General features: G+C 66.5%; 22 protein-coding genes. 8 read left to right on the forward strand and 14 right to left on the reverse strand.

Annotation, left to right across the window (positions count from 1 at the left end):
* Positions 1–464: 464 nt before the first annotated feature.
* The 6 genes from tyrS to ACLJPD_RS29975 form a co-directional block, all read right to left on the reverse strand.
* Positions 465–1,751: a tyrosine--tRNA ligase gene (gene tyrS, locus ACLJPD_RS29950; protein WP_410876570.1), complete on the reverse strand. Its 1,287-nt coding sequence runs from the start codon at positions 1,749–1,751 to the stop codon at positions 465–467.
* Between the two features lie 28 nt (positions 1,752–1,779).
* A complete protein-coding gene (locus tag ACLJPD_RS29955) occupies positions 1,780–2,628 on the reverse strand; it encodes an alpha/beta fold hydrolase (protein ID WP_410876571.1) in 849 nt (282 codons plus the stop codon).
* 199 nt (positions 2,629–2,827) lie between these two features.
* The gene (locus ACLJPD_RS29960) at positions 2,828–3,247 is read right to left on the reverse strand and encodes a DoxX family protein (protein ID WP_410876572.1); all 420 of its coding nucleotides are present in this window, start codon (positions 3,245–3,247) and stop codon (positions 2,828–2,830) included.
* A 109-nt stretch (positions 3,248–3,356) separates the two neighbouring features.
* Positions 3,357–3,971 carry a DNA-3-methyladenine glycosylase gene (locus ACLJPD_RS29965; RefSeq protein ID WP_410876573.1) on the reverse strand — a complete coding sequence of 205 codons (615 nt, stop codon included), beginning with the start codon at positions 3,969–3,971 and terminating at the stop codon, positions 3,357–3,359.
* A gap of 60 nt (positions 3,972–4,031) precedes the next feature.
* Positions 4,032–4,922, reverse strand: a complete 891-nt coding sequence (locus ACLJPD_RS29970; protein WP_410876575.1) for an RNA polymerase sigma-70 factor — start codon at positions 4,920–4,922, stop codon at positions 4,032–4,034.
* Positions 4,923–4,997: 75 nt separating this feature from the next.
* Entirely contained in the window at positions 4,998–6,176 is a 1,179-nt protein-coding gene (locus ACLJPD_RS29975; RefSeq protein ID WP_410876577.1) for an NAD(P)/FAD-dependent oxidoreductase, read from the reverse strand.
* Between the two features lie 189 nt (positions 6,177–6,365).
* On the opposite strand from ACLJPD_RS29975, the gene ACLJPD_RS29980 reads away from it, so the two are divergent.
* The 3 genes from ACLJPD_RS29980 to ACLJPD_RS29990 are packed head-to-tail and all read left to right on the forward strand — an operon-like array spanning position 6,366 to position 8,526.
* Entirely contained in the window at positions 6,366–7,100 is a 735-nt protein-coding gene (locus ACLJPD_RS29980; protein WP_410876578.1) for an ABC transporter ATP-binding protein, read from the forward strand.
* Positions 7,097–7,858, forward strand: a complete 762-nt coding sequence (locus tag ACLJPD_RS29985; protein ID WP_410876580.1) for an ABC transporter permease — start codon at positions 7,097–7,099, stop codon at positions 7,856–7,858. Before ACLJPD_RS29980 ends, ACLJPD_RS29985 begins: the two co-directional genes overlap by 4 nt.
* Before the next feature lie 32 nt (positions 7,859–7,890).
* Positions 7,891–8,526: a TetR family transcriptional regulator gene (locus tag ACLJPD_RS29990; RefSeq protein WP_410876582.1), complete on the forward strand. Its 636-nt coding sequence runs from the start codon at positions 7,891–7,893 to the stop codon at positions 8,524–8,526.
* A 1-nt stretch (position 8,527) separates the two neighbouring features.
* Here ACLJPD_RS29990 and ACLJPD_RS29995 read toward each other — a convergent pair whose 3' ends face one another.
* The 3 genes from ACLJPD_RS29995 to ACLJPD_RS30005 are packed head-to-tail and all read right to left on the reverse strand — an operon-like array spanning position 8,528 to position 11,404.
* Positions 8,528–8,752: a Trm112 family protein gene (locus ACLJPD_RS29995; RefSeq protein WP_410876584.1), complete on the reverse strand. Its 225-nt coding sequence runs from the start codon at positions 8,750–8,752 to the stop codon at positions 8,528–8,530.
* 10 nt (positions 8,753–8,762) lie between these two features.
* A complete protein-coding gene (locus tag ACLJPD_RS30000; RefSeq protein ID WP_410876586.1) occupies positions 8,763–9,230 on the reverse strand; it encodes a GtrA family protein in 468 nt (155 codons plus the stop codon).
* A complete protein-coding gene (locus ACLJPD_RS30005) occupies positions 9,227–11,404 on the reverse strand; it encodes a hypothetical protein (protein WP_410876884.1) in 2,178 nt (725 codons plus the stop codon). The genes ACLJPD_RS30000 and ACLJPD_RS30005 overlap by 4 nt, the downstream gene beginning before the upstream one ends.
* Positions 11,405–11,662: 258 nt before the next feature.
* Here ACLJPD_RS30005 and ACLJPD_RS30010 point away from each other — a divergent pair, with 258 nt between their 5' ends.
* A complete protein-coding gene (locus tag ACLJPD_RS30010) occupies positions 11,663–12,751 on the forward strand; it encodes a glycosyltransferase (protein WP_410876588.1) in 1,089 nt (362 codons plus the stop codon).
* Positions 12,741–13,880, forward strand: a complete 1,140-nt coding sequence (gene rffA, locus ACLJPD_RS30015) for a dTDP-4-amino-4,6-dideoxygalactose transaminase (RefSeq protein WP_410876589.1) — start codon at positions 12,741–12,743, stop codon at positions 13,878–13,880. The genes ACLJPD_RS30010 and rffA overlap by 11 nt, the downstream gene beginning before the upstream one ends.
* A 1-nt stretch (position 13,881) precedes the next feature.
* Here the strand turns inward: rffA and ACLJPD_RS30020 are convergent, their stop codons facing one another.
* Together ACLJPD_RS30020 and ACLJPD_RS30025 are read right to left on the reverse strand one after the other, a co-directional pair.
* Complete coding sequence (locus ACLJPD_RS30020) at positions 13,882–14,481, reverse strand: class I SAM-dependent methyltransferase (RefSeq protein WP_410876591.1); 600 nt, start codon at positions 14,479–14,481, stop codon at positions 13,882–13,884.
* Between the two features lie 99 nt (positions 14,482–14,580).
* Entirely contained in the window at positions 14,581–17,532 is a 2,952-nt protein-coding gene (locus ACLJPD_RS30025) for an AMP-binding protein (RefSeq protein WP_410876592.1), read from the reverse strand.
* Between the two features lie 452 nt (positions 17,533–17,984).
* Here ACLJPD_RS30025 and idi point away from each other — a divergent pair, with 452 nt between their 5' ends.
* Both idi and ACLJPD_RS30035 read left to right on the forward strand, forming a co-directional pair.
* Positions 17,985–18,545, forward strand: a complete 561-nt coding sequence (gene idi, locus ACLJPD_RS30030; protein ID WP_410876594.1) for an isopentenyl-diphosphate Delta-isomerase — start codon at positions 17,985–17,987, stop codon at positions 18,543–18,545.
* Between the two features lie 193 nt (positions 18,546–18,738).
* Entirely contained in the window at positions 18,739–19,092 is a 354-nt protein-coding gene (locus ACLJPD_RS30035; protein ID WP_410876595.1) for a hypothetical protein, read from the forward strand.
* A 7-nt stretch (positions 19,093–19,099) separates the two neighbouring features.
* Here ACLJPD_RS30035 and ACLJPD_RS30040 read toward each other — a convergent pair whose 3' ends face one another.
* The 3 genes from ACLJPD_RS30040 to ACLJPD_RS30050 all read right to left on the reverse strand — a co-directional run bounded on the left by ACLJPD_RS30040 (position 19,100) and on the right by ACLJPD_RS30050 (position 22,122).
* Positions 19,100–19,828: an aspartate/glutamate racemase family protein gene (locus ACLJPD_RS30040; protein WP_410876596.1), complete on the reverse strand. Its 729-nt coding sequence runs from the start codon at positions 19,826–19,828 to the stop codon at positions 19,100–19,102.
* Positions 19,828–21,315, reverse strand: coding sequence for an NCS1 family nucleobase:cation symporter-1 (locus ACLJPD_RS30045; protein ID WP_410876597.1), 1,488 nt, complete (start codon positions 21,313–21,315; stop codon positions 19,828–19,830). The genes ACLJPD_RS30040 and ACLJPD_RS30045 overlap by 1 nt, the downstream gene beginning before the upstream one ends.
* Before the next feature lie 84 nt (positions 21,316–21,399).
* The gene (locus ACLJPD_RS30050) at positions 21,400–22,122 is read right to left on the reverse strand and encodes a GntR family transcriptional regulator (protein WP_410876598.1); all 723 of its coding nucleotides are present in this window, start codon (positions 22,120–22,122) and stop codon (positions 21,400–21,402) included.
* 106 nt (positions 22,123–22,228) lie between these two features.
* Here ACLJPD_RS30050 and ACLJPD_RS30055 point away from each other — a divergent pair, with 106 nt between their 5' ends.
* Positions 22,229–23,395 (forward strand): serine hydrolase domain-containing protein, encoded by a 1,167-nt coding sequence (locus tag ACLJPD_RS30055; RefSeq protein ID WP_410876599.1) that lies wholly within the window; start codon positions 22,229–22,231, stop codon positions 23,393–23,395.
* Positions 23,396–23,467: the final 72 nt, after the last annotated feature.

Consider the following 23,467-nt stretch of genomic DNA (forward strand, 5'->3'; position numbering starts at 1 on the left):
AAGATTCGCTGTTGTTCAATGTCCAACCTTCCACGACCGGGGGGTACATGAAAGGCCGGAACCAATAATAATTATTGGCACTGACATTCATCGACACACTATTGAGTTCTCAAAGAACACACGCACAAACGGAATAACCGGTCCTGCCGGATCTTCCGAAGGGCAACTGTTCCAGCCTAACCTCACGTCCAGACGATGTCAATCGTAAGCCTGGTCACAAGATCTTCAGCTATGTCAGGCGCTTCCCCGTACTACCGCGTTTTCCCTTGGCCCGCCAGCCTCGCGGGCTAGCGTCTCGGCTCCGGGTTGGTGTCCGTGTCGCTCTGACTTCCAATAAGTTACGCGCCGGATAACGCCGCGTCAAATCGCCTGAACAACACCGGATCTCCGCAGGTCAGGGCAATGCGCTCAGCCGCTGCGCCGGCCTGAATCACACGGATGTGACTCAGGCCTCCGCAACGAGCTCAGGCTATCCGATGCACGCCCGCCATGTTCTTCTTTCCGCGCCGCAGCACCAGCCACTCGCCGTGCAAGTAGTCGCCGTCAGACGGGGTCCAGTCGATGTCGCTGACCCGCTGGTTGTTCACCGACGCGCCGCCCTCGTTGACCGCGCGACGGGCGGCGCCCTTGCTTTCGCACAGACCCGACGCGACGAGCAGGTCGACGATCGTGTTCGGCTCACCCGGCACCACCTCGGCGACCTTGCCGTCGACCGCGGTTTCGCGCAGCGCGGCACCGAGCGTGGACAGCGGGAGTTCGCCGAGCTCACCGCGTCCGAACAGCGCCTGGCTCGCCAGTTCCACCGCGCGGGTCTCGGCCTCGCCGTGCACCAGCGTGGTCATCTCCGCGGCCAGGCGCTTCTGCGCCGCACGTGCGAACGGACGTTCCGCCGTCTCCTGCTCGAGCTCGTCGAGTTCTTCGCGGCTCAGGAAAGTGAACCAGCGCAGGTAGCGCACGACATCAGCGTCGGCGGTGTTCACGAAGTACTGGTACCAGGCGTAGGGGCTGGTCAGCTCGGGATCGAGCCACAGGCTGCCACCGCCGGTGGACTTGCCGAACTTCTTGCCATCGGCCGAGGTCACCAGCGGCACGGTGAGCGCGTGCACGTGCGCGCCGTCCACGCGTCGGTTCAGTTCGACGCCGGCGATGATGTTGCCCCACTGATCGGAGCCGCCGACCTGCAGCGTGCAGCCGTGCTCGCGCCGCAACTGCACGTAGTCGTTGGCCTGCAGCAGCATGTAGCTGAACTCGGTGTAGGAGATGCCATCGCCTTCGAGCCGCCGCTTGACGGTGTCGCGGGCGAGCATGACGTTCACCGAGAAGTGTTTGCCGACGTCGCGCAAGAAGTCGACGGTCGACAGCGGCCCGGTCCAGTCCATGTTGTTGACGATCAGCGCACCGGTAGGCGAATCGTCGAGGTCGACGAACCGCTCGAGCTGGCCCCGGATGCGCTGTGCCCACTCGGCGACGGTGTCGGTCGAGTTCATGGTGCGTTCGCCCACGTCACGGGGGTCGCCGATCATGCCGGTCGCGCCACCGGCGAGCACGATCGGCCGATGCCCCGCCAGCTGGAAGCGCTTGAGCGCGAGCAGCGGAACGAGGTGGCCCGCGTGCAGGCTGGCGGCGGTCGGGTCGAAGCCGGCATAGAGCGTCAGGGGCGCGGCGGCCGCGGCAGCGCGCAGCTCGTCCAGGTCGGTGGACTGCGCGATCAGGCCGCGCCAGGTCAGTTCGTCGAAGATGTCGCCGGTCACGCTGACCCATCTTTCCGCATGCGGTCGGTCAGTCGCGTGCGCGGGTGAGCCAGGCGAGCAGATCCGCTTCGACCTCATCGCGGTTAATTTCGTTCAGGACTTCGTGGCGGGCGTCCGCGTAGACCTGGTAGGTGAGGTCGGCCAGGCCCGCGTCGCGATAGCGCCCGACGAGCAGGTCGGACAGGCGGAGCTTGTCGTTGAGCGGGTCTCTGTCGCCGACCATCACGTAGATCGGCAGGTCGGGGCGCACGGCGCGCGGATCGGACAGACGAGTTCGGGCGTTGGCCGCGAGCAGACCCATATTGACGTCGTCGATGGCGAAACCGCACCAGGGGTCGGCGTTGTAGGCGTCGACCTGGGCTTCGTCGCGGCTGATCCAGTCGGCGTCGGTGCGGGTGGGCTGGAATTCGGCGTTGAAGTAGCCGATCAGATCGCCACCGGCGGCCGCTATCTCGCCGAACAGGCCGTCGACCGCGGTCGTGCCGCTCAGGACGACCTCGTCGACGAGGTCGGAGTGGTCGAGCAGGTACTGCTGCACGGCGAACGAGCCCAGACTGTGGCCGATCAACGTGACGGGCAGGCCAGGATGACGTCCGCGCAGGATCTCGGTCAGCGCGACCTCGTCGGCGACGAGCAGGTTCCAGCCGTCGGAGCCCAGGTCACCCGGCACGGGGCCCATGCTGAGGCCGTGACCGCGGTGATCGTCGGCATAGACCGCGAACCCGAGTCCCGCGAGCCGTTCGGCGAGGTGGCCGTAACGGGCGGAATGTTCGCCCATGCCGTGCGCGATCTGCACGAGGCCGCGCGGCTCGGTCTCGGTGGGGAGCCAGCTCCGCACATGGATCGTGGTGCCGTCGGTGCTGGGGAAAGTGAACACGGGCGCTCCTGCTCGTACGGTATCGACGTGGTCCTCGATCGTCGCATCCCGGCGGAAATCGCCCTATTGGCTTCGCAGACGAGATCGGTGCGGTGATCTCGGCTCCGCGGCCGAACCCCTTCGCGATCGAACCCCTCGGCACGCCGATGATCGCCGGAACCCTCGGGCTCCGGCGATCGTCAGCGTGTCGAGTCGCGATTCATCGCACCAGCGCGGCGATGGTGGCGCGGCGTTCGTAGGCGATCCAGGCGAAGATCGCGGCCAGCACCAGGGGGAAGATCGCCATCTCGGGCTTGTCGGCGATGAAGGCCTGCGTCGCGGCGGCGAGCACGGTGACCACGGACAGGCCCGCGGCGGCCAGGCCGCACAGGCGCGGCACCATCAGGCCGATACCGCCCGCCACTTCGACGACGCCGATGAAGATGAGCAGCGCGAAGGGGATGGTCAGGTTCTCGGGGGCGTTGTCCATCAAGGTGTTCGGGATGACGAGTTTGGGTCCGCCCGAGGCGATGATGAAGAACAGGCCGAGCACGATCTGCAGGGTCCACAGGACGCGGTTGCGAATCTTGCCGGGGCGGTAGGTGTCGGAGAAGTGAGCGGAGGGGGTCGCGGTGGTCATGGTCTCGTCCTTCGGTCGGTCGCACTGGGTCGGTAGCGCGTTCAACAGATAGGACGGGCCGTCACCGGCGAATTCATCGCTGTCGGCGAGGTCATTTCGCCGAGCGGTGCTACGTCGTCGGCTCCGCTGCGCGCGGGCTGCGCCGGTAGACCGACACGGCGGGCGATGCCGGTAACCAGAAACGCCAGGCGGTCTCGGCGGCAAGGCTGACGCCGACGCGCGGGCCTGCGGCGATCTCGGACTGCGGAACGGGTGGATTCAGTTCCAGGCGCAGTGCGGAGAAGGGGTCGAAAAGCTCGGTTCCGTAGTCGGACATAGTGATGCCGAGTGCGCTGCCGACATTGCCCGGGCCTCGCGCCAGGTCGGTGTCCTTGCGGGCGGCGGGCCTGCGTTCGCGCGCCATCTCGATGCCGTCGACCACTTCTGCCGCGCGCACGAGGACCGCACCGGCCTCACCGTCATAGCCACCGGTCACGTTGACACACAAGTGAATTCCGTACGAGCGATAGACGTAGAGCCGACCGGCCGGGCCGAACATCACCGCGTTGCGGGCCGTCGGCCCCGGCCAGGAATGCGCGGCCGGATCGGGCCACGGACCGTCGGGGTCGCTGCCGTAGGCCTCGACTTCCACGATGCGCAAAGCCACCGGACCCGACCACAGGATCGCGCCGAGCAGCCTGCGCGCGGCGGTGGGCGGATCGACGGCCAGTTCCTGGGCGGACACGTTCGCCATTGTCTCCTACTCGCGATTGAGCGTGTGGGATCAGCCTCTGTACGTCAACGCTCAGCCGAGCAGGTCGGTGCCCTGGTAGAGCCCTGCCAGTTTGCCGGGATTGACCTGGAACCGCAGGTTCTGGATGTGGCCGTCGACGAGGTCGAACGTGAAGGCGGCGCCGGGGTTTCCGGCGAAGGAGGCCAGTGCGCCGAGCTCACCGTTGATGTCGGCCGCGCTGAGTTCGAAGCCCGCGGACGACGGTTTGGCGAGGACGCCGAGGATCCAGCGAGCCACGTGGTCGGGGCCGTGCAGGGGGCGGAGCGCGGCAGTGACCACCCCGCCACCGTCGGACCAGCAGGTGACGTCGGGGGCGAGCAGTTCCATCAGGGCGTTGAGGTCTCCGCCCGCGCACGCGGCCATGAACTGTGCGGTGACCTGGGCTCGGGCGGCCTTGTCGGTATCGAATCGGGGGCGACGCGCGTGGACGTGATTCTTCGCGCGGTGCGCGATCTGGCGCACGCCCGCCTCCGGACGATCGAGGGCTTCGGCGATTTCGGCGTGCGAGTAGCCGAACACTTCGCGCAGCAGAAACACCGCACGTTCGACCGGGGTGAGGGTTTCCAGCACGACGAGCATGGCGGTGGAGACGGTATCGGCCAATTCGGTGTCCTCGGCTATATCGGGCGAGGTCAGCACCGGCTCGGGAAGCCAAGGGCCGATATAACTTTCGCGGGTCGCACGAGCGGAGGTGAGTCGGTTGAGCGAGAGATTGGTGACCGTGCGGACCAGGTAGGCCTTGGGGTGGGCGACCGTGGCGTGGTCGGTGTCGTTCCACTTCAGCCAGGTGTCCTGCAGGATGTCCTCGGCGTCGGTGACCGTACCGAGCATGCGGTAGGCGGTCGCGAACAGCAGGCGGCGATGTTCGAGGAACGGATCCTGATCTGACACAGGACCTACCATGTCGCACGCTCCATCACTGTGGCGAATCGGGTGCGTTCGCGAAGTGGGACGGCACCCGATCGACGGCCACGTCGCTCACGCGGCGGCGCGAGTTGCCTTGCCGCCCTTGGACAACTGCACGCTCATGGTCATCTTCTTGCTGGCCTTGAACGTCGGAACGGGGCTGCTGCTGACCATCTCCTTGTAGACCCGCGCGGCCCAGCCTGCGAGGTGGACGCGGCGCGGAGTGTCGTCGGCTCTGGTGAACTGGATGACCGCGTCGCGGCGGCCGAGGCTGACGGGCTGGTGGAAGTAGCCGAAGCGGAACGGCCGCACCTTCTTGCCGCGCAGTTCGGCGGCGATCACGTCGGCGGTGTAGGCGGCGGTGGGCAGGCCGCTCTGGCAGGTACCGTGCACCTGACCCCAGGGCTGGCGGACGGCGGCCGCGTCGCCGATGGCATGAATCATGGGGTGTGACACCGACTTCAGTGTCGGGTCGACGACGATGAGACCACGTGCGTCGGTCTCGATGCCCGCCGCGTGAGCCAGCGGCGAGACCCGCACACCGGTGGTCCACAGGGTGAGATCGGCGCCGATCACCGTGCCGTCCGCGAGCTCGACCGAGTCCGGCAGCACCTTGGCGACGCGCACGCCGATCTCGCGGACGATGCCGAGCCGGTCCAGCGCCTTGTTCAGGTGCGCGCGGGCCCTGTCCCCCATCATCGCGCCCGGCTCGCCCGAGCTGATCAGGGTGACGCGCAGGCCGGGGTGGCTTTCCGCGATCTCGGTGGCGGCTTCGATGCCGGTGAGGCCACCACCGCAGACGGCAACGCAACCACCTTCGGCCGCGAGAGTGGCTGTCTTGCCTGCGAATTCATGGGCGAGGCGCGGGTCGTCGAGAGTGCAGGCGTGATCGGCGACGCCGGGCACCAGGGTGGTCTCGGCGGTGCTGCCGAGGGCATAGATCAGTTCGTCGTAGTCGAGTTCGCGGGTGCCGTCGACATGGACGCGCTGGGCGGTGGGGTCGATCGCGGTGACCCGGCCCAAGACGAATTCGATGCCGGTGCCGTCGAGGATTTCCGGGATGTCGTGATGTGCGAGTTCCTGACCGGCGGCGATCTGGTGCATCCGCAGCCGCTCGGTGAAGCGCGCCGACGGGTTGACCAGGGTGATCGCCACATCCAGTTTTTTGGTGCGCCGGGCAAGGCGGATCGCGGCCAGCATGCCGGTGTAGCCGGCGCCGAGGACGACGATGCGGTGCGTGGTGGTGGTCATTGCGGTGCTCCTTGTCGGCGGGATGTCCATGGGACAAAGCAGCCCGCCGCAACGTGACAACCGAGCACAGTGACTCACGTCACAGATCACCGGCGAGCGTGCTGACACGCCCACCGACCTTGCGGCGAAGTCGCCATCGCGCTAAATTCATCACGTAGTGAATTCAACACTCGATGAATTGAGGCGACCATGTCGCACACCGCCCCCCCGCCGATCGCCGTTCAGGTCGCGGATCTGACCGTCAAGCGCGGAAAGCGCACCGTCCTGCACGGCCTGAGCCTGGACATCCCGCGCGGCTCGATCACCGGCCTGCTCGGCCCGTCGGGTTGCGGGAAGACCACCCTGCTGCGCAGCATCGTGGGCACGCAACTGGTGGAGTCGGGCACCGTGACCGTGCTCGGGGAGCCGGCGGGTAGCGCCGGATTGCGCCGCCGGGTCGGCTACGTCACCCAGGCGCCGAGCATCTACGCCGACATCAGCGTCCGCGACAATGTGGCCTACTACGCCGCGCTCTACGGGCGCGAGCGCGCCGACACCGAATCCGCGCTCACCGCGGTCGGCTTGGCCGATCACGCGGATCAGCTCGGTGATCAGCTCTCGGGTGGGCAGAAGACCAGGGCATCGCTGGCATGTGCGCTCGTCGGCAAGCCCGAACTGCTCGTCCTCGACGAACCGACCGTCGGCCTCGATCCGGTGCTGCGGGTGGAGCTGTGGAAACAGTTCCGCGCATTGGCCGCGGCGGGAACGACGTTGCTGGTGTCGAGTCACGTGATGGACGAAGCCGAACACTGCGACAAGCTGCTGCTGATGCGCGAGGGCGACCTGCTCGCCCAGCTCAGTCCCGACGAACTGCGCGAGCGCACCGATGAACAGAACCTCGAGGCCGCTTTCCTGACCTTGATCACGATGGGAGAGCACGCATGACCACCCTGCGCCCCTACACCGCCACCACGGGCCGAATCCTGCGTCAGCTACGCAACGATCACCGCACCGTGGCGATGATCCTGGTGGTTCCGGCCTTGCTGATGACCCTGCTGTACTTCATCTACCAGGACGCACCGCGCGCCCCGCACTCCCCACTCACCATGTTCGACCGCGTCGGCATCACGATGCTCGGCATCCTGCCGTTCATCGTGATGTTCCTGATCACCGCGATCGCGATGCAGCGCGAACGGACGTCGGGAACCCTCGAAAGACTGCTCACCACTCCCTTGCGCAAGCTCGACCTGCTCGCCGGGTACGGCACCGCGTTCTCCCTCGCCGCCGCCGCGCAGGCCGCCGTCGCGAGTGTGGTCGCGTTCTGGCTGCTCGGGTTGACCGCCGCGGGCAGTCCCGGGTGGGTGCTGCTGATCGCGATGGTCGACGCGGTGTGCGGAGTCGGGCTCGGTCTGCTGGCGAGCGCCTTCGCGCGCACCGAGTTCCAGGCGGTGCAGTTCATGCCGGTGATCGTCGCCCCGCAGATATTCCTGTGCGGGTTGCTGGTCCCGCGCGACCGACTCCCCGACTGGCTGGAGGCGATCAGCAATGTGATGCCGTTGAGCTATGCGGTGGACGCGCTGCAGCAGGTATCGGTGCACGCCGAGCCGACGGGCGCCATGTGGCGCGATATCGCTGTCGTCGCCGGGTTCGCCGTGGTGGCGCTCGGCCTCGCCGCGGCTACCCTGCGTCGACGGACACCGTAGCGAGCAGACCTGGCCACGACGAGAGGATCAGCATGAGTGAGGGCGAATCCGGTTCCGGCACAGCGAAATCCGGTCGCACCGGGCGCAGGCCGGGCAATACCGACACCAGGACGGCGATTCTCGACGCCGCCCGGACGCGGTTTGCCGACACCGGGTTCGACAAGACCTCGATCAGGGCGATCGCCGGTGACGCCGATGTGGACCCCGCCCTCGTGCACCACTACTTCGGGACCAAGCAGCAACTCTTCGCGGCGGCGGTGGATTTTCCGGCTGACCCCGAGGTGACCTTGAGCGTCGTGGATCGGGCGCCGCTCGACGAACTGGGCGTGACCGCGGTGCGGGCGGTGCTCACCGTGTGGGACTCCCCCGCGGGACCTGGCATCGTCGCGATGGTGCGCAGCATGTTCGGCGGTGGCGAACCGAACCTCGCGCGCTCGTTCCTGCTCCAGGTGGTGCTCGAGCGGGTGCGGGTGCGCATCGCGACACCCGATGACGACGGTCGCGCGCGGATATCGCTGGCCGCCGCACAGATGATCGGCCTGCTGACTGCTCGCAAGATCATCGGCATCGAGCCACTGGCCTCGATGCCGATCGACGCCGTCGTCGACGCCGTCGGCCCCTCGATCCAGCGCTACCTCACCGGCGATATCGACACCGGCAGTTGGTGATTCAGGATGCGGCGACGAACAATTCGTGTTCGGCGTCGGTGACGTCGCGAGCCTCGTCGATCAGCAGCACCGGAATGCCGTTGTCGATCGGGTACGCGCGGCGCAGCCGGGGGTTGTAGAGCACGCTCACATCAGCTTCGGTACGCACCAGCTGCAACGGGCCCTTGTCCTGGGGGCAGGCCAGCAGGCTGAGCAGAGTTGCGTCGATGGTGGATTCGTGCGCCATGACCGACAACCTACCCCGCCGTCGCCGACGTCGGAGAATCCGAGGCACGGCGGAAAGAGATATGCCGGTGGCCGAAGTAGCTGCCGACCGCGACGAGGCCGAGTACGACGACCGCCGACGGCATCCGCGGCAGCCCGAACACCGACACCGCGAGTGAGAGCAGCGCCATATTCAGCACCAGTCCGCCCGAGTTCACGACAACGAACCCGAAGAAGTCGCGCAGCACATGGCCACGCACCCGGAACACCAGGGTTCGGTGCAGCACGAACGCGCTGACCACGCCGATGCTGTAGGCCAGCGCAACCGCGACCGCGGGCGGCACGGAATCACCGAGAATCGCCATCCAGGCCACGGTGAGCACGATGCCGAGAACGGTGTTGAAGCCGCCGATCAGCGCGAACGCGAGTTCCTGGCGACGCACGACGCGCAGCAGCAGGCCGGTCGGTGCGTCGGCGACGTGTGATGAGTCGGCTGTCACGACGGCACGTCCGCCATCTCACGCTCGGCGGTATCGTCAGTCGGTTCGGTGGTATCGATCTCGGGCTCCGTCTCGCGGCGACGTCCACGCAGGTAGAACCACTGTGCCACACCGAGTCCGGCCAGCCCGGCGAGCGCGGCCGCGATGCCGATCTTCCAGCCCGGCGGACGCCAGGTGACGTCGAGTTCGGCCTTGTCGGTGCCTGCAGGGATGTCCACCGCGACGATCGACTTGGCGATCTGGGTCACCGGGATCGGGTTGCCGTTCAGCGACGCCCGGTAGCCGGGCCACGCCAGCCGCGAGAGGACGATCCGGCCGCCGCCGGGCGAGGTGACCTGCATCCGGCTGGTCGAATAGCTCTCCGACAGTGACGTCGCGGTGACGCCTGCGGCATCGGTGATCCGACCGTTCTTGCTCGAGATCGACCCGTCGACCCGCTCCAGCACGCCGATGTAGTCCTCATGGCCCGGGTAGTCGACCCACTTCCACCCGGCGGGCGGTTCCTGGTTGACCACGTCGGGGAACATCGCCTTCTGCACGACGACCCGGTCCAGGTTCATCAGGTCGGCCAACGGCCGCCCGGTGGTGGCCTCCGGCGCGAACATCCGCCGGTAGGCGTCGGGGCAGACGCTGCTGTCCCAGCGCATGCAGAGCAGTTCGCCGAAGTAGAAGTGCCCGGTCGGGGTGTAGCCGTTCACGTAGTTCAGGCCAAGCCCCTTGGCCGAGTTGCCGAAGACGAGCGACCCGTACGCTCCATCGACACTCTTGTCTTTCGGCTGGAGCAGCCCGCGGTCACCGAGCTGGATGGTGTTGCCGGTGAAATCGGGGAACTTCGCGGCGGCCTCGGACCGCGAGGCAGGCAGGTTCCACGACATCGGCGTCGGCTGCGCGTCGCGCACCTGCAGATAGACGATCGGGAACATCGCGGTGATGGCGAGCAGGCACGCGGCGGCGGCGCCACGAGTCTTGTCCAGCCAGATCAACCCGGCGCCGAGCGCACCGATCGCGACCGCCGACAGCAGGTGCCAGTACCAGTCGTCGGGCGCTGCCGAGAACGACCGAACCCACAGCAGCAGGATCAGCACACCGGCGGCGATACCGCGATTCTTCATGTCCTTGGTGGTGCCGTAGCGACCGAGCAACACACAGACCAGCACGAGCAGACCGATCGCGAGCATCGGCAGCACCCGCACCGGCCAACGCAGCGGCCCGATTGTGCCGGGCCCGGCCGTCCACATCAGCATCATGATCGCGAAGATCCCGACCGCGCTCAGTTCACGCCAGCAGTCCTTGGCCCTTCGCCAGTCGATGAAGGCGAGGGCGGGCACCAGGAACCAGGCGATATAGGTGACCGGCATCGGCTGGATGTAGCCCCACCAGGAGGTGAACGCGGGCAACGTGCTCGGCAGGCTCGCGTTCAACGACTCCGACCACGGCACGGTCAGGAACTGATCGTTGATGATCTGCGCGGTCCCCCGCCAGGTCACCTTCGCCGAGAGCATGCTCGGCAGATAGGTCAGCAGACCGACGAGTCCGGCACACAGCGAGACCAGCGCCAACCTCAGCACGGGCCGCCACGCACGCTGGTAGATGATCTCGCCGGCGGCGACAGCGAACAGCATCAACGCCGCTTCGACGGCCGGGAAGATGTATTGCACCGAGATCGTCAGATACAGGAAGACGAAGACCGGGATCGGACCGCCGGTCCCCCGCGCGTAGCGCACCGACGACGCCCACGCGTGCACCATCCACGCGGTGCCGGTGAGCGCGGTCATCCAGCTCGCTGTGTCGAAGAACAGGAAGAAGCCGGAGAGCGGGAACGCGACGCCCGCGACCGCCGACCATGCCGGTCGACCGCCATAGGCCAGGCAGATCCGGTACACGCCGAGGGCCGCGATGATCGAGAAGATCAGCTTCACCACGGTCGCGTAGAGCGCGATGTTGTCCACCGACGGCGCGATCAGATCGATCAGCAGCTGCGGCGGGTTGAACAACCCGGCGTCGTCCATCGTGTTGTTGCCCGACATCCACTGCTCGGGCACCATCGTCGGGAACCTGCCTGCCCGCAGCTCGCGACCCAGCGTCACCCACAGCGAGGTGTACTGCGACTCGGTGTCATCGGTGAAGAAATGGCGCGCGTTGGCCAACAGCACGGCGAGGTACCCGAAGATCACCCCGATGGTGGTGACGAGCCCCCATCGCACGACATCGCGTCGCGAATCGGGGTCTCTACGCGCATCGAGTACAACACTGTCGGTCACGAGTCCCAGACCCTACATCGACCGGCCGTTCACGGTGCAGTGGGTCAGGCACGATCCCTCCGCGCAGCATTCGAGAAGGCCAAGCTGTACCGTGTTAGAGTTCACCGGCTCGGACTCTGCTGTCACGCAGGGAGTACCGGCACGCACCGTCTTCGAAAGTCGATCCAGCTGATGCCGATTCCCACCTCGCCGACGTACCGCTCCGCTCCTACGACGCCGAACGGTCATGCCGACGCGTCCGGCGGCCCACGCCCGCATCGGATTTCGGTCGTCGTGCCGATCTACCGCGGCGAGGACACCATCAGCGGCCTGGTCGGCGAACTGCACAAGCTGAGCCGACCGACCGAAACACCGGGTGGCGTCACGTTCGTCGTCGACGAGATCGTCCTGGTCCACGACCACGGCCCCGACCACTCCGATGTGGTGCTCCAGGAACTGGAACACATCTTCGACGAGGTGCGCACCGTCTGGTTGAGCCGCAACTTCGGCCAGGACGCGGCGACCATCGCGGGCATGTCGGCCGCGAGCGGTGACTGGATCATCACCATGGACGAAGACGGTCAGCACGATCCGGCGTTCATCGGCCAATTCCTCGACGCGGCGCTGACCGAGCGCGCCGACCTCGTGTACTCGAAGCCGATCAACACCCGCCCGCACGGTTTCCTGCGCAACATCACCTCGCGCGGGGCGAAGATCGTGTTGGCGACACTGTTCTCCTTCCCCGACTCCAGCCGCTTCGAGAGCTACCGACTCATCCGCGGCGATATCGGTCGCCAGCTCGCCGGTGTCGCCTCCAACGGCGTGTACCTCGACGTCGCGCTCACCTGGGTGGTCGGCACGGTGGCGCAGGTGCCGGTCGAGCTGCGGGCCGAGGGTCGCGACGAGTCCGGGTACAACTACCGTCGCCTGTTCTCGCTGTTCTGGAAGATGGTGTTGTGCAGCGGCACCCGCGGCTTGCGGCTGGTCAGCATGCTCGGCGTCACCCTCGCGCTCGGCGGGCTGGTGTTCGCCGCGGTGATCATCGCCCAACATCTCAGCGGGGACGGGGCGCCCGAAGGCTGGGCGTCGATCATCGTCGTGCTGCTGCTGTGCTCGGGTGCGACGCTGTTCTCGCTCGGGCTGATCGCCGAATATCTCGGCGTTGCCTTGCACGTCCTGGTGGGAAAGCCGTTGTACCTCACCGTCGATTCACCGACTCCGCGTCCCGGCCATCGGGAAGCGATCACCGCCGAGAGAGAGACCGACCGGGTTGAGCAGTGACCGCATCATCTTCAGCCGACCGTTTCGGGCGAGTCAGGAACTGGCCAACCTCGAGGCGGTACTGAACTCTGATCACAGTCACGGCGACGGCGCGTTCACCGCGTCGGCCACTGCGAAGATCAAGGCCATCACCGACGCTCCACACGCACTGCTGACCACCTCGTGCACCTCCGCGCTCGAAATGGCGGGCCTACTGCTCGAATTGGGCCCGGATGACGAAGTGATCGTGCCGAGCTTCGCTTTCACCTCGACCGCTACGTCGATGGCATTGCGTGGCGTGACCTGCGTTTTCGCCGATATCGATCTCTCGACCGGCAACCTCGATCCGGCCTCGGTCGCCGCCGCGCTCACCCCGCGCACCAAAGCCGTTGTCGTGATCCACTACGGCGGTGTCGCCGCGGACATGGCCGAACTGCTCGCGCTCGCCGATATGCACGGCTTCGCGATCATCGAGGACAACGCGCACGGCCTCGGCGGTCGTTGGCGTGGTCAATCCCTCGGCACCATCGGCACGCTCGGCACGCTGAGCTTCCACGACACCAAGAACGTGCATTGCGGTGAGGGTGGCGCGCTGCTGCTCACCGACGAGATCTTGATGGCACGCGCCGAGATCATTCGAGAGAAGGGCACCGATCGGGCTCGGTTCCTGCGCGGCGCGGTCGACAAGTACTCCTGGCAGGACATCGGTTCCAGCTACCTGCCGAGTGAACTCAACGCGGCCGTGCTCGACGCGCAGCTCGCGGAGTTCGACGTCATCCAGGCCGGTCGCCATCGGGTGTGGGACAGCTACGCGAGTGCGCTGCCGGACTGGGCCGCGCGCAACGATGTACGCCTGATGACGGTCCCGGACGACCGCGAGCACACCGCGCACCTGTACTATCTGCGCACCCCGACCGAGGCCCGACGCGACGACCTGATCAGCCACCTCCGCTCGCTCGGGATCTCGGCGCCGTTCCACTATGTACCGCTCGATTCGAGCCCGGCCGGCTTCAAGCTCGGCCGGACTCCGAACCCGTGCGTGCGCAGTGCCGAGTTCTCCAGCACGGTCGTGCGGCTCCCGCTGTGGCCCGATCTGAGCGACACGCAGGTCGCTCGGGTGGTCGATGCGGTCACCGCCTTCACCGTCTGACTCAGACGTCGAGGACGTAGAGCTTCTCCCGTCCGCCCGCGATCAACGCGCGGTAGGACACGCGTGACCCGTACCGGCGGAACAGGGCGTCCAGGCTCGGCTCGGTGAACCGGGCTTCCTGAGCGCCGTCGCCCGCGTTGGTGAACCGGCGACCGATGGTGGCGAGCACCCGATTGTCGCTGGTCGCGAGGTTGCGGACAGGCTCGGCGATGATCACCTTGGTGCGGGCCGCCGCGAGCATGCGATCGATGACGGGTTCCGGATCGGGCAGGAAGTGATAGAGGCTGGCCTGCATGATCAGATAATCGGCGGGCGGCAGCGGATCGTCGGCGTGCACGTTCCAGACCTCGCCGTGGCCGCCTGCTCTGGTCAGCTCGGCGATGAATCCCTCGTTGAGATCGAGTCCGTGATAGTCGACGGACTTTTCCTGCAAATGTTTGGTGAACAGGGTGGCTGGGCCGCAACAGACGTCGACGACGCTGGCCCCCACCGGTATCAGGGCGGAAATCGGCTGAAACCGCCCGTCGTAGTGACGTCCGTACAACCCCCGCATCAGGACTTCGTAGACGGTGCCGCTGCGATAGATCAGGCTGGTGCTCACAAAAAGATCCTCTGGAACATCGGTGAAACGACTAGCCCACGCGATGTTACGGAGAATTCGGCGTCCCCGCCGACCGAGTCATGGTCGGCGGGGATTGTCTCAGCTCAGCAACCGCTCCGCGTCCGCGGCGGTGAGTACCTCGTAGGCGTCGGTTTCCCGGTTGTAGAACCAGGTGTTCGGTCCCGGCTCCGGTACGCCGGCGGCCACGACCGCCGAGGCAGAGGGGCGGAAGCTGGAACTGCGCGGGATCTCGTCGACGACGTAGACCAGGTCGGGGCGCTGGCTGGGCTCCAGCCCGTGCATCGCCTCGGTCACATCGCCCGGTTCGATGCGCAAACCGTGGCGCACGCTCAGCGCGGCCGCGGCGATCGTGCCCGCCGCGGTCTTCAGACCGAACGCGACCTCCATGTCGACCGGGGTGATGTCGTTGAGCACGTCCACGATCGGCTGGGTGAACACCGGCCCGCGGGCCGTCCGGATCACCGTGTCGCGGCGATCGACCAACCAGTAGTCACCGTCGCTGTCACGCCGGAACAGGTTCTCCGTCGGCCACCAGGCGTCACCGGCCCGGAACACACCGCGCAGTCCACCGTCGGAGATGTCGCCACCGTCGACGGCCTTGCCGAGCAGTAGTCCGGGTTCGTTGTCGACGCAGCGACGGGCGAACCCGTCGTCGCCGACGAGGATCTGCTCGCTGATCGGGTCGTAGGCGACCAGTTCGACTCGCGCGGTGCCGGGAACCGGCCTGCCCTTGGACCCGATCTTGGCGCCGGTGACATTCGCCAGCACCACGTCACCGTCGATCGAGGCGTAGAACTCGAGCACCCTGGCCGGGGCGAACTGTTCGACGGTGCGCCGCCACAGACCCGCGGGCATACCGGATCCGATGAACAGCCGGATCGGATGGTTGTGGCCGGCGGGGAAGACCCTGGCGTCGAGCAGGTCGCGCAGCATGGTCCAGGTGTAGGTGACGACGGTGACGCCGTAACGATGCACTTCTTCGGCGAAGCGGTTGGGATCCAAGTCCTTCGGCCTGGCCAGCGCGATCCGGCTGCCACCGGCGATCGCCCCACCGAGGCTCACCAGCAGCCCGGACGAATGGTGCAGCGGCGCAAGGCAGTACACGGTGTCGCGACGGTCCAGATCGGCAGCGCTCGCGGTGCCGAACGCCGACAGCGCCCAGCGATGGTTGGTGATGTACTTCGCCTCCAGGCGGTCACCGGAGCCGAGGACGAGCACGAACGCGAGTTCGCGGGCCAGACCCGGGTTCGGCCGATACCAGGCAGGCACCCTGACCTGTGCCGGGTCGATCTGTTCGAGGTCGATCACCCGGTCGCTGGTCGGCACCGCGAGCCGGCGCACGCCGCCGCCGCCGAGCACGAGCACCCTGGCGGCGGTCGCGGCGGCGGTGCGCAGGTTCTCCGGGTCGGTGATCAGCGTCTGCACCCCGGTCAACTCGATGGCCCGGTCGAGCTCGGCGCCCGGTGCGAGCAGCACCGCAACCGCACCGATGCGCGAGATCGCGGCGACCGAGGCCAAGGCGCTCGGCCGCGTCTCCATCATGATGCCGACCCGCATGGCGGGCCGGACACCGACGGAGATCAGGCCACGCACCACATTGTCGACGCGCTCCTCGACCGCGGCATTGGTGTGCACCCGGTCGTCGAACAGGACCAGGTCCTTCTGCGGCGCACGGCTCGCGTGCTCGCTGAGTAGTTTGCCGAGGGAGATCCGGGTGTGTGGCTGGATCATCCCGAGCCTGGTCAGCCGAGGCAGTGCCCGCGCGGCCTCGCCCACCATTTCGAACGAACCGCGAATCGTGTTGCCCGCGATACCTTCCAGTGCCCTGCCGACGCCCGCCCCCGCCTCGGCCAGACCGGCTGCGGTGTGCACCATCCGGGTGGCGGCGGTGCGTGGCGCGTTGCTCGCGACGTGTTCCTGCATGGGCACGATCTGCTCGGACAGGGGGGCGCTGCCGTCCATCCAGGCGATCCAGTCGCGGACCATCGGCCAGGTGTGGTTGGTGGCCGTCGAACCGGCGACGAGCCCGAAATGGCCTGCCACCAGACTGGCTTCGTACACCTCGGCATGGGGCGCTGCCCGCACGATGCCGCGCACCGCGGCGGGCTGACCGATGTCGTCGACCTCGCCGACGAACGCCAGGATCGGGCACTTCAACTCGGCCAGCGACACCGGGTGATCACGAATAACGAAACCGCCGAGCATCATCCGGTTGTGAGCGACGAACTGCTTGAGCAGATCGGCCACTGCCGGACCCGAATACCCCACCCAGCCTTCGCTGTTGAGGAAGCGACGCTGACGCTCCTTGGGCAGCAACGCTTCCCGGTCGTGCAATTGCAGCAGGAAGTCGATGCGCGACTTGGCGGTCTTCACCGGGTCGAGCATCTGGAAGCCCAAGCGCACCATCGACTCGGTGATCGGCAGCCGGTGCATCACGTGGTCGGCCAGGAAGTCGGCGACTTCGGAGACCAATCCGTAGGGCAACCCGAACGGCATACCGTTGACGATGTCGACGGGACTGCCGAAGGTGACGATGGAGGCCACGCCTTTGCCGTAGCGGTAGGCGGTGGTCTGGTAGGCGAACATGCCGCCCTGGGAGTAGCCCATCAGGTGCAACTGCGCGCCGGTGGACTCACAGACGGTGTCGATGGCGGAGTTCACCGCGAGCACGTGGTCGGCCAGGTCGCGTTCCCAGCCGCCTTCTTCCGTGGCGGGTGAGCCGAAATCGATGACCCAGCAGTCGATTCCGCTGGCATGCAGGATGCCGACCGCACCGCCTGCCGCGTTCACGTCCCAGATGTCGGCGTTCACCATCAACGGCGGCACCAGCAGCGCCACCGGACGCCCTGGCGTCGTGTCGTCGGGGAAGTAGTGCCGTAGCCGATACATGCGCCGGCGCTCGACGACCTCGAAGGGCGAGGACTCGACATCGTGTGACAACCCGCCGAAGCGGATCACCTCCAGCCCGTTCTGCGCGGTAGCCAGCAACCGCTGCACCGAACCGACCACACCTTTTGGACTGATATCCACCGTTCCCACCTGGCCCTACCTACTCAAAGTGACACACCTCACACACCCCGATGTGCTCATATGAGCTTGCCACATCGGACCTCCATTATGTGTCGGCTGTGACAGGCCGCATGTTCCAGCGATTCACCTCACACCCACCCCGCTCCGCCAGAGGTGTTTTCCCGAATAGGTGGCGCGCGGCCACCGCGACCCCCTACCATCGTTCGAGTCCGGAACGTACTGACACACATCAAGTTTCGTGTAACACCGTTTCACACGCCCGAATATCGGTGCAGGACCATTCGCTCAGCACTGTTACCCACCCCCAGCCTGTCGCGCACAGTCGCGCCGCACAGGTCGATCGGTTGTGCCGATTTCCGCCCCGAGGTGAGGACATATGCCATGACCATCGAAACGCCATTGCCCACGGCCGCGCCGTCATTTTCCCTGATCGTCGCCGATAGGGTGGTCGGGTGACCGAGAAGCTCGCCGACCCGTCGACCGACCGCGAAACCCTGCTCGTCGAGTTGGTCGACGACGCAGGTACCGCGATCGGCGCGTGCTCGGTGGCCGATGCCCATCGGCCACCGGGCACCCTCCACCGCGCCTTCTCCGTGCTGCTGTTCGACCAGCGCGGACACGTCCTGCTCCAACAGCGCGCCGCGGTCAAGACCCGGTTCCCGCTGCAGTGGGCCAACACCTGCTGCGGTCATCCAGCGCCCGGTCAGGCGCTCATCGAGGCCGCCTCGATCCGGTTGCGCGAGGAGTTCGGGATGGCGGCCGAGCTCACCGAGGTGGACGCGTTCACCTACCTCGCGGGCGACGAGGCGACGGGCCGTGTCGAGCACGAATACGACCACGTGTTGATCGGTCAGGTGGGCGACCTGCCGCCGCGGCCGGACCCGGACGAGATCGCCCGCTGGGCGTGGATCTCCCCGCAGTCGCTGCGCACCGACCTGACGGACAACCCCGGCAAGTACACCCCCTGGCTGGCCGAGGTCCTCGCGATAGCCACCCGCGCCCACCGACCCTGACCTCCCCCGTCCTTGCAGTCCCTTCTCGGTTCGGTCCCCACCGAACGCAACACTGAATAGATGCGCATATCTATATTTGTCGATGTATTCAAGTTCCTTGGGGAACTCACAGGCTCACCACAGTCCGCGAACAGGCCGCCGGACGAAGCTGGACCTCGAACGGTTCACACGACGGTGAGTGAGGGTGATAGCGATGGTCGAGGTCGAGATCAACGACGACACGGTGACGGTCAATGTGCTCGGTGGGCATCGCCTGCTCGCCCTACGCCAACAGGTCGTGATCGACCGCGCCGCGATCACCGAGATCGCTACCGCCGAGGTGGACCTGCGGCCGCCGTGGGTCCGCGCCCCCGGTACCTTCATCCCCGGGGTGATCGCCGCCGGTGTCTACCGCGGCAAGGGCCGGAAAGAATTCTGGGACACCACTTTCGGTGGCAGCGCCGTCCGGATCGATCTGGACGGGCCCGATTTCACCCGCCTGGTCATCGACGTCGACGATCTCGACGCGGTACTGAACGCGTTGAGCGCCGAAAACGCCGGCGTCTGAACCACCTTCACGAACCGAACGATTCCAGCAGTCCCGTATAGGTCTTCGGCGGCGGTGTCGCGAACTCTCCCCTACCCGACTTGCGCAGCCCCATCGTCACCAGCGACTGCACGGTCAACGTCGCCGCCGCGACACCGTCGATCACCGGCACCCCGATCTCGTCACGTATGTGCGCGCACAGATCGGCCATGCCCGCACAACCGAGCACCACAGCGTCGGACCCGTCCCGCAGGACAGCCGCCCGGCACGACTCGGTGACGATCTTGCGCGCATCCAGATCGGTATCGAGGGCGAGCACCGGTATCTCACACGCGTGAATCCCCCGGCAGAACCGTTGCATCCCATAGTGTTCCGCCAGATCCGCGGCCCGCCCGACGGTACGTCCGAGCGTCGTCACGACACTGAATCCGCGACCGAGATGACTCGCGGTGTGCATCGCCGCCTCGGCGATCCCGATCACCGGCCCCACGGCGAGTTCGCGTGCCGCGTCCAATCCGGGATCACCGAAGCAGGCGATGACGTACCCGTCCACACCGTCGGCCTCGCCCCGCCGGATCGCGGCGAGCAACCCCGGCACACTCATCGCCTCGTCGTAGTGACTTTCGATCGAGGCGGGCCCGATTTCGGAGGTGACCGCGTCGAGCAGTGTGCCCCGGCCCGCGACGGCCAGCGCACACTGCTCGATCGTGTCGGTCATCGCCCGCGTGGTGTTCGGGTTGACGACCCTGATACGCATCAGACACCGACCTCCTCGGCAGCGGCCGCGCGCCTGGCGCCGGTCAGCAGGTAGTAGACGACGAAACCGACACCACAGCCGATGAACCAGCTGTACTGGGCGGCGGTGTGCATGCCGGGCAGACTGTTGGCCAGCACCGGGAACACCGCGACCGCGGCGGCGACGGCGGTCGCGATGACCGCGGCCGGGTGATAGCCCTTCGTGTAGTAGTAGGCCCCCCGCTCCGACATCGTGAACAGATCGTCGACGATCACCTTCTGCTTGCGCACCAGGTAGTAATCGCAGATCAGCACCCCGAACAGCGGTCCGATGAACGCGCCGAGCACCTCGAGGGTGTAGTGGATGACGTCGGGGTTGTTGTACAGATTCCACGGCGTGATCAGCACCGAACCGATCGCCGCGATCATGCCGCCCGCTCGCCAGCTGATCCGCTGCGGACTCACGTTCGAGAAATCGAAGGCAGGCGAGATGAAGTTGGCGACGATATTGATGCCGATAGTGGCAATGGTGAAGGTGAGCGCGCCGAGCACGATGGCGAAGGTGGAGTCGATCTTGGCGACGGTGGCGACCGGATCGGTGATGAGCTCGCCGTACACCGGCAATGTCAGCGAGGCGGTGACCACCACCAGCACCGAGAAGACCAGGAAATTCACCGGCAGTCCGAGAAAGTTCCCGCGTTTCACCGCGTCGAAACTCTTGCCGTAGCGGGAGAAGTCACCGAAATTGAGCATCGGTCCCGAGAAATACGACACGACGAGCGCGATCGCGCCGAGCATGACCGGCACCGAGGCCCAGCCGGTGTATTTCACATCGCCCAGTTTCAGGTCGATGGCGCCCCAGCCTGCCTTCGCGATGAGATAGCCGCAGAGCAGGAACATGACGACATACACAGCGGGACCGCAGAAGTCGATGAACTTGCGGATCGATTCCATACCGCGCCAGAACACACACGCCTGCACGACCCACAGCAGCAGAAAACTGCCCCAGCCCAGCGCCGACAGTCCGAGGAACCCGTAGTCGGCGGTGACGGCATACGGCGCCAACCCCGGAAAGAGTTTCACCAGAACGACATCCAAGGCCGCCGAGGCGAGGAAGGTTTGAATCCCGTACCACGCCACCGCGATCAATCCGCGAATGATCGCCGGAATGTTCGCCCCGAGCACACCGAACGCACTGCGGCACATGACCGGATACGGCACGCCGGTCACCTGACTCGGCTTGGCCACCAGATTGCAGAAGAAATACACGATGCTGATGCCGATGAGCAACGCGGCGAGTACCTGCCAACTCGCCAGTCCGAGCGCGAAAAGGCTTCCCGCCGTGACATATCCGCCGACGCTGTGCACGTCCGACATCCAGAACGCGAAAATATTGTAAGTGCCCCAACTCTGCTTGCGCAGCGGTGCCAGGTCCTCGTTGGTCAGCCGCGGGTCATAGGTGGGTGGTTCACCGGCGGGCACCGCCGAGGACGTAATGGTGTCGGTCATGATCGTTCCCGTCCGAAGGGGTACATCTGCTGAACTGACGGTAAGTATCAGCGGTTGCCCGACGGTTTCCCGGGAATTTCCCCCCTATTGCACCGAAGATATATCTTCCGGCGCAAGCAGTCCGGTATCGGTCGGCAGGGTCGCGACCACCGTTTCCAGCCTGCGATGGTGCTCCTCGGCGGCGGCGAGCAGCCGGTCGACATCGCGGGCGAGAAACGCGTCGAGCATGGCGATGTGGTCGACGTGCAGGCGCTCGCGGTCGAGCCGGTCGATGTGGACCATCGACTGCACCGGCTCGGTGACATTCCACGCGGATTCGAGCATGTGCAGCAGTCGGAACATCCGCGACGGCCTGGTCAGCGCCACATGGAAGCTGCGCGACTGTCGTTGATAGGCCGCGGGGTCGTCGTCGAGGATGGCGCGCTCGAGTAGGTCGTTCACCGCGAGCAGGTGCGCGCGTTCGGTCTCGTCGGCGTGCGTCGCGGCCGCGGCGAGCGACGCCGTCTCCAAAGTGTCACGCACGATGTACATTTCGCGCAGTTCTCGGGCGGTGAGCTGAGCCACCTGGTAGCCGCGTTGCTGGCGGTGGGTGACCAGACCCTCCCCGATCAGTGTTTTGAGCGCCTCTCGAACGGGGATGTGGCTGACGCCGAACAGCTCGGCGACTTCCCGCAGCGGGATCACGGTGCACGGCGGTACGGCGCCGTCGAGGATTACGCGGCGCAGTTCGCCGAGAATCACCTGCGGTCGGCCTGGCTCATCGACCACAAGCCTTGCGAGCAGCGCCGATCGTCGTCTCGAGGGCATACGAACATGCTATGGACGGCGTATTGCGCGCGGACTGTTCGATGTGACAGTTAGGAAACGATCACCGTACCGACCGGTCTCTGATGCGTAATGGCATGCTCGAACCATGGGAGTTTCGACAGCGCAAACGGTGGATCGCCGTTTCGTCCGCCTGGTCACCGTGTTCGATCACCTGTTCCGCAAACCGTCACACGGCGGTGGCGCGCTGTGTGTGTATCTGCACGGCGAGCCGGTGGTCGATGTGTGGGCCGGTTACGCGAGCCCGGGTGTGCCGTGGACCGCGGAGTCGGTGGCCTTGGGTTTCTCCACCGGAAAAGGCGTGGCCTCCACGGTGATCCACCAGTTGGCCGATCGCGGGCAGCTCGAATACGACAGCCCGGTCGCCGAGTACTGGCCGGAATTCGCGGCGGCGGGCAAGGCCGACATCACCGTGCGCGATGTGCTCACCCACCGGGCCGGCCTGCATCGTCTCCGTGGTCTACTACCCGGACCGATCGAGAGTTTCCTCGACGACAAAGCCGTCACCGCCGCCTTGGCCGCGGCCACGCCCGATCCGCGGCACAAGATCACCAGCGGCTATCACGGAATAAGCTACGGGCACTTGGCCGCCGAGATCGTGCAGCGGGTCACGGGCCGGGAGTTCGTCGATGTCGTGCGCACCGAACTCGCCGAACCTCTCGGCGCCGAAGAACTCTGGTTCCGGGTGCCGAACGAGCAGCGCCACCGCATCGCCGCCACCTTCCCGCGCCTACGGGCCGCGGGCATGGACTGGGACACCGGCTCCGACCTGCTGTCCCGCACCCGCTTCGCCGCTGCCGCCGAGACCACGCCGCGCGGTTTCGCCGACCTGATCGTCGATGAGCGCGTGCACGATTCGGTGATGCCCGGCGTGAACGGCGTCTTCTCCGCCCGCGCTCTCGCCCGCCTCTATGCCGCGCTGGCCAACGGCGGCGAACTCCACGGCACCCGCATCCTCTCCCCCGACTCGATCCCCCGCTTCGCCACCCGCCAGGTTTTCACCCCCGACTATGTCCTGGCATTTCGCATCCCCTGGGCCATGGGCTTCCACGGCGTCCCGATGAAACCCTCCAAGGCCGACCCGATCTCCGCCTTCGGCCACTTCGGCCTCGGCGGCTCCGGCGCCTTCGCCGACCCCGAAACGGGCCTGTCGCTCGCCTTCGTCACCAACCGTCTCGGCGGCAGACTCACTCCGCTCGGCGACGCTCGCCTCAGCCGCCTCGGCACCATCGCCCACAACATCGCGAAGTCGTAGCATCGGGCTCGATCACTGCACAATACGGACGCAACACCTGGACGCCCGACTGGTGAGGTCGAACCTGGCACT

The sequence above is a fragment of the Nocardia sp. A7 genome (genome assembly GCF_046549215.1).
GTDB lineage: Bacteria > Actinomycetota > Actinomycetes > Mycobacteriales > Mycobacteriaceae > Nocardia.

Coding starts and splice junctions, on each gene's coding strand:
- ACLJPD_RS30035 (WP_410876595.1), top strand. CDS start 18,739: ATGGTCGAGGTCGAGATCAACGACGACACGGTGACGGTCAATGTGCTC.
- ACLJPD_RS29990 (WP_410876582.1), top strand. CDS start 7,891: ATGAGTGAGGGCGAATCCGGTTCCGGCACAGCGAAATCCGGTCGCACC.
- ACLJPD_RS30045 (WP_410876597.1), bottom strand. CDS start 21,315: ATGACCGACACCATTACGTCCTCGGCGGTGCCCGCCGGTGAACCACCC.
- ACLJPD_RS29960 (WP_410876572.1), bottom strand. CDS start 3,247: ATGACCACCGCGACCCCCTCCGCTCACTTCTCCGACACCTACCGCCCC.
- ACLJPD_RS30010 (WP_410876588.1), top strand. CDS start 11,663: ATGCCGATTCCCACCTCGCCGACGTACCGCTCCGCTCCTACGACGCCG.
- ACLJPD_RS29980 (WP_410876578.1), top strand. CDS start 6,366: ATGTCGCACACCGCCCCCCCGCCGATCGCCGTTCAGGTCGCGGATCTG.
- ACLJPD_RS29995 (WP_410876584.1), bottom strand. CDS start 8,752: ATGGCGCACGAATCCACCATCGACGCAACTCTGCTCAGCCTGCTGGCC.
- ACLJPD_RS30055 (WP_410876599.1), top strand. CDS start 22,229: ATGGGAGTTTCGACAGCGCAAACGGTGGATCGCCGTTTCGTCCGCCTG.
- ACLJPD_RS29985 (WP_410876580.1), top strand. CDS start 7,097: ATGACCACCCTGCGCCCCTACACCGCCACCACGGGCCGAATCCTGCGT.
- ACLJPD_RS29975 (WP_410876577.1), bottom strand. CDS start 6,176: ATGACCACCACCACGCACCGCATCGTCGTCCTCGGCGCCGGCTACACC.
- ACLJPD_RS30040 (WP_410876596.1), bottom strand. CDS start 19,828: ATGCGTATCAGGGTCGTCAACCCGAACACCACGCGGGCGATGACCGAC.
- ACLJPD_RS29970 (WP_410876575.1), bottom strand. CDS start 4,922: ATGGTAGGTCCTGTGTCAGATCAGGATCCGTTCCTCGAACATCGCCGC.
- ACLJPD_RS30050 (WP_410876598.1), bottom strand. CDS start 22,122: ATGCCCTCGAGACGACGATCGGCGCTGCTCGCAAGGCTTGTGGTCGAT.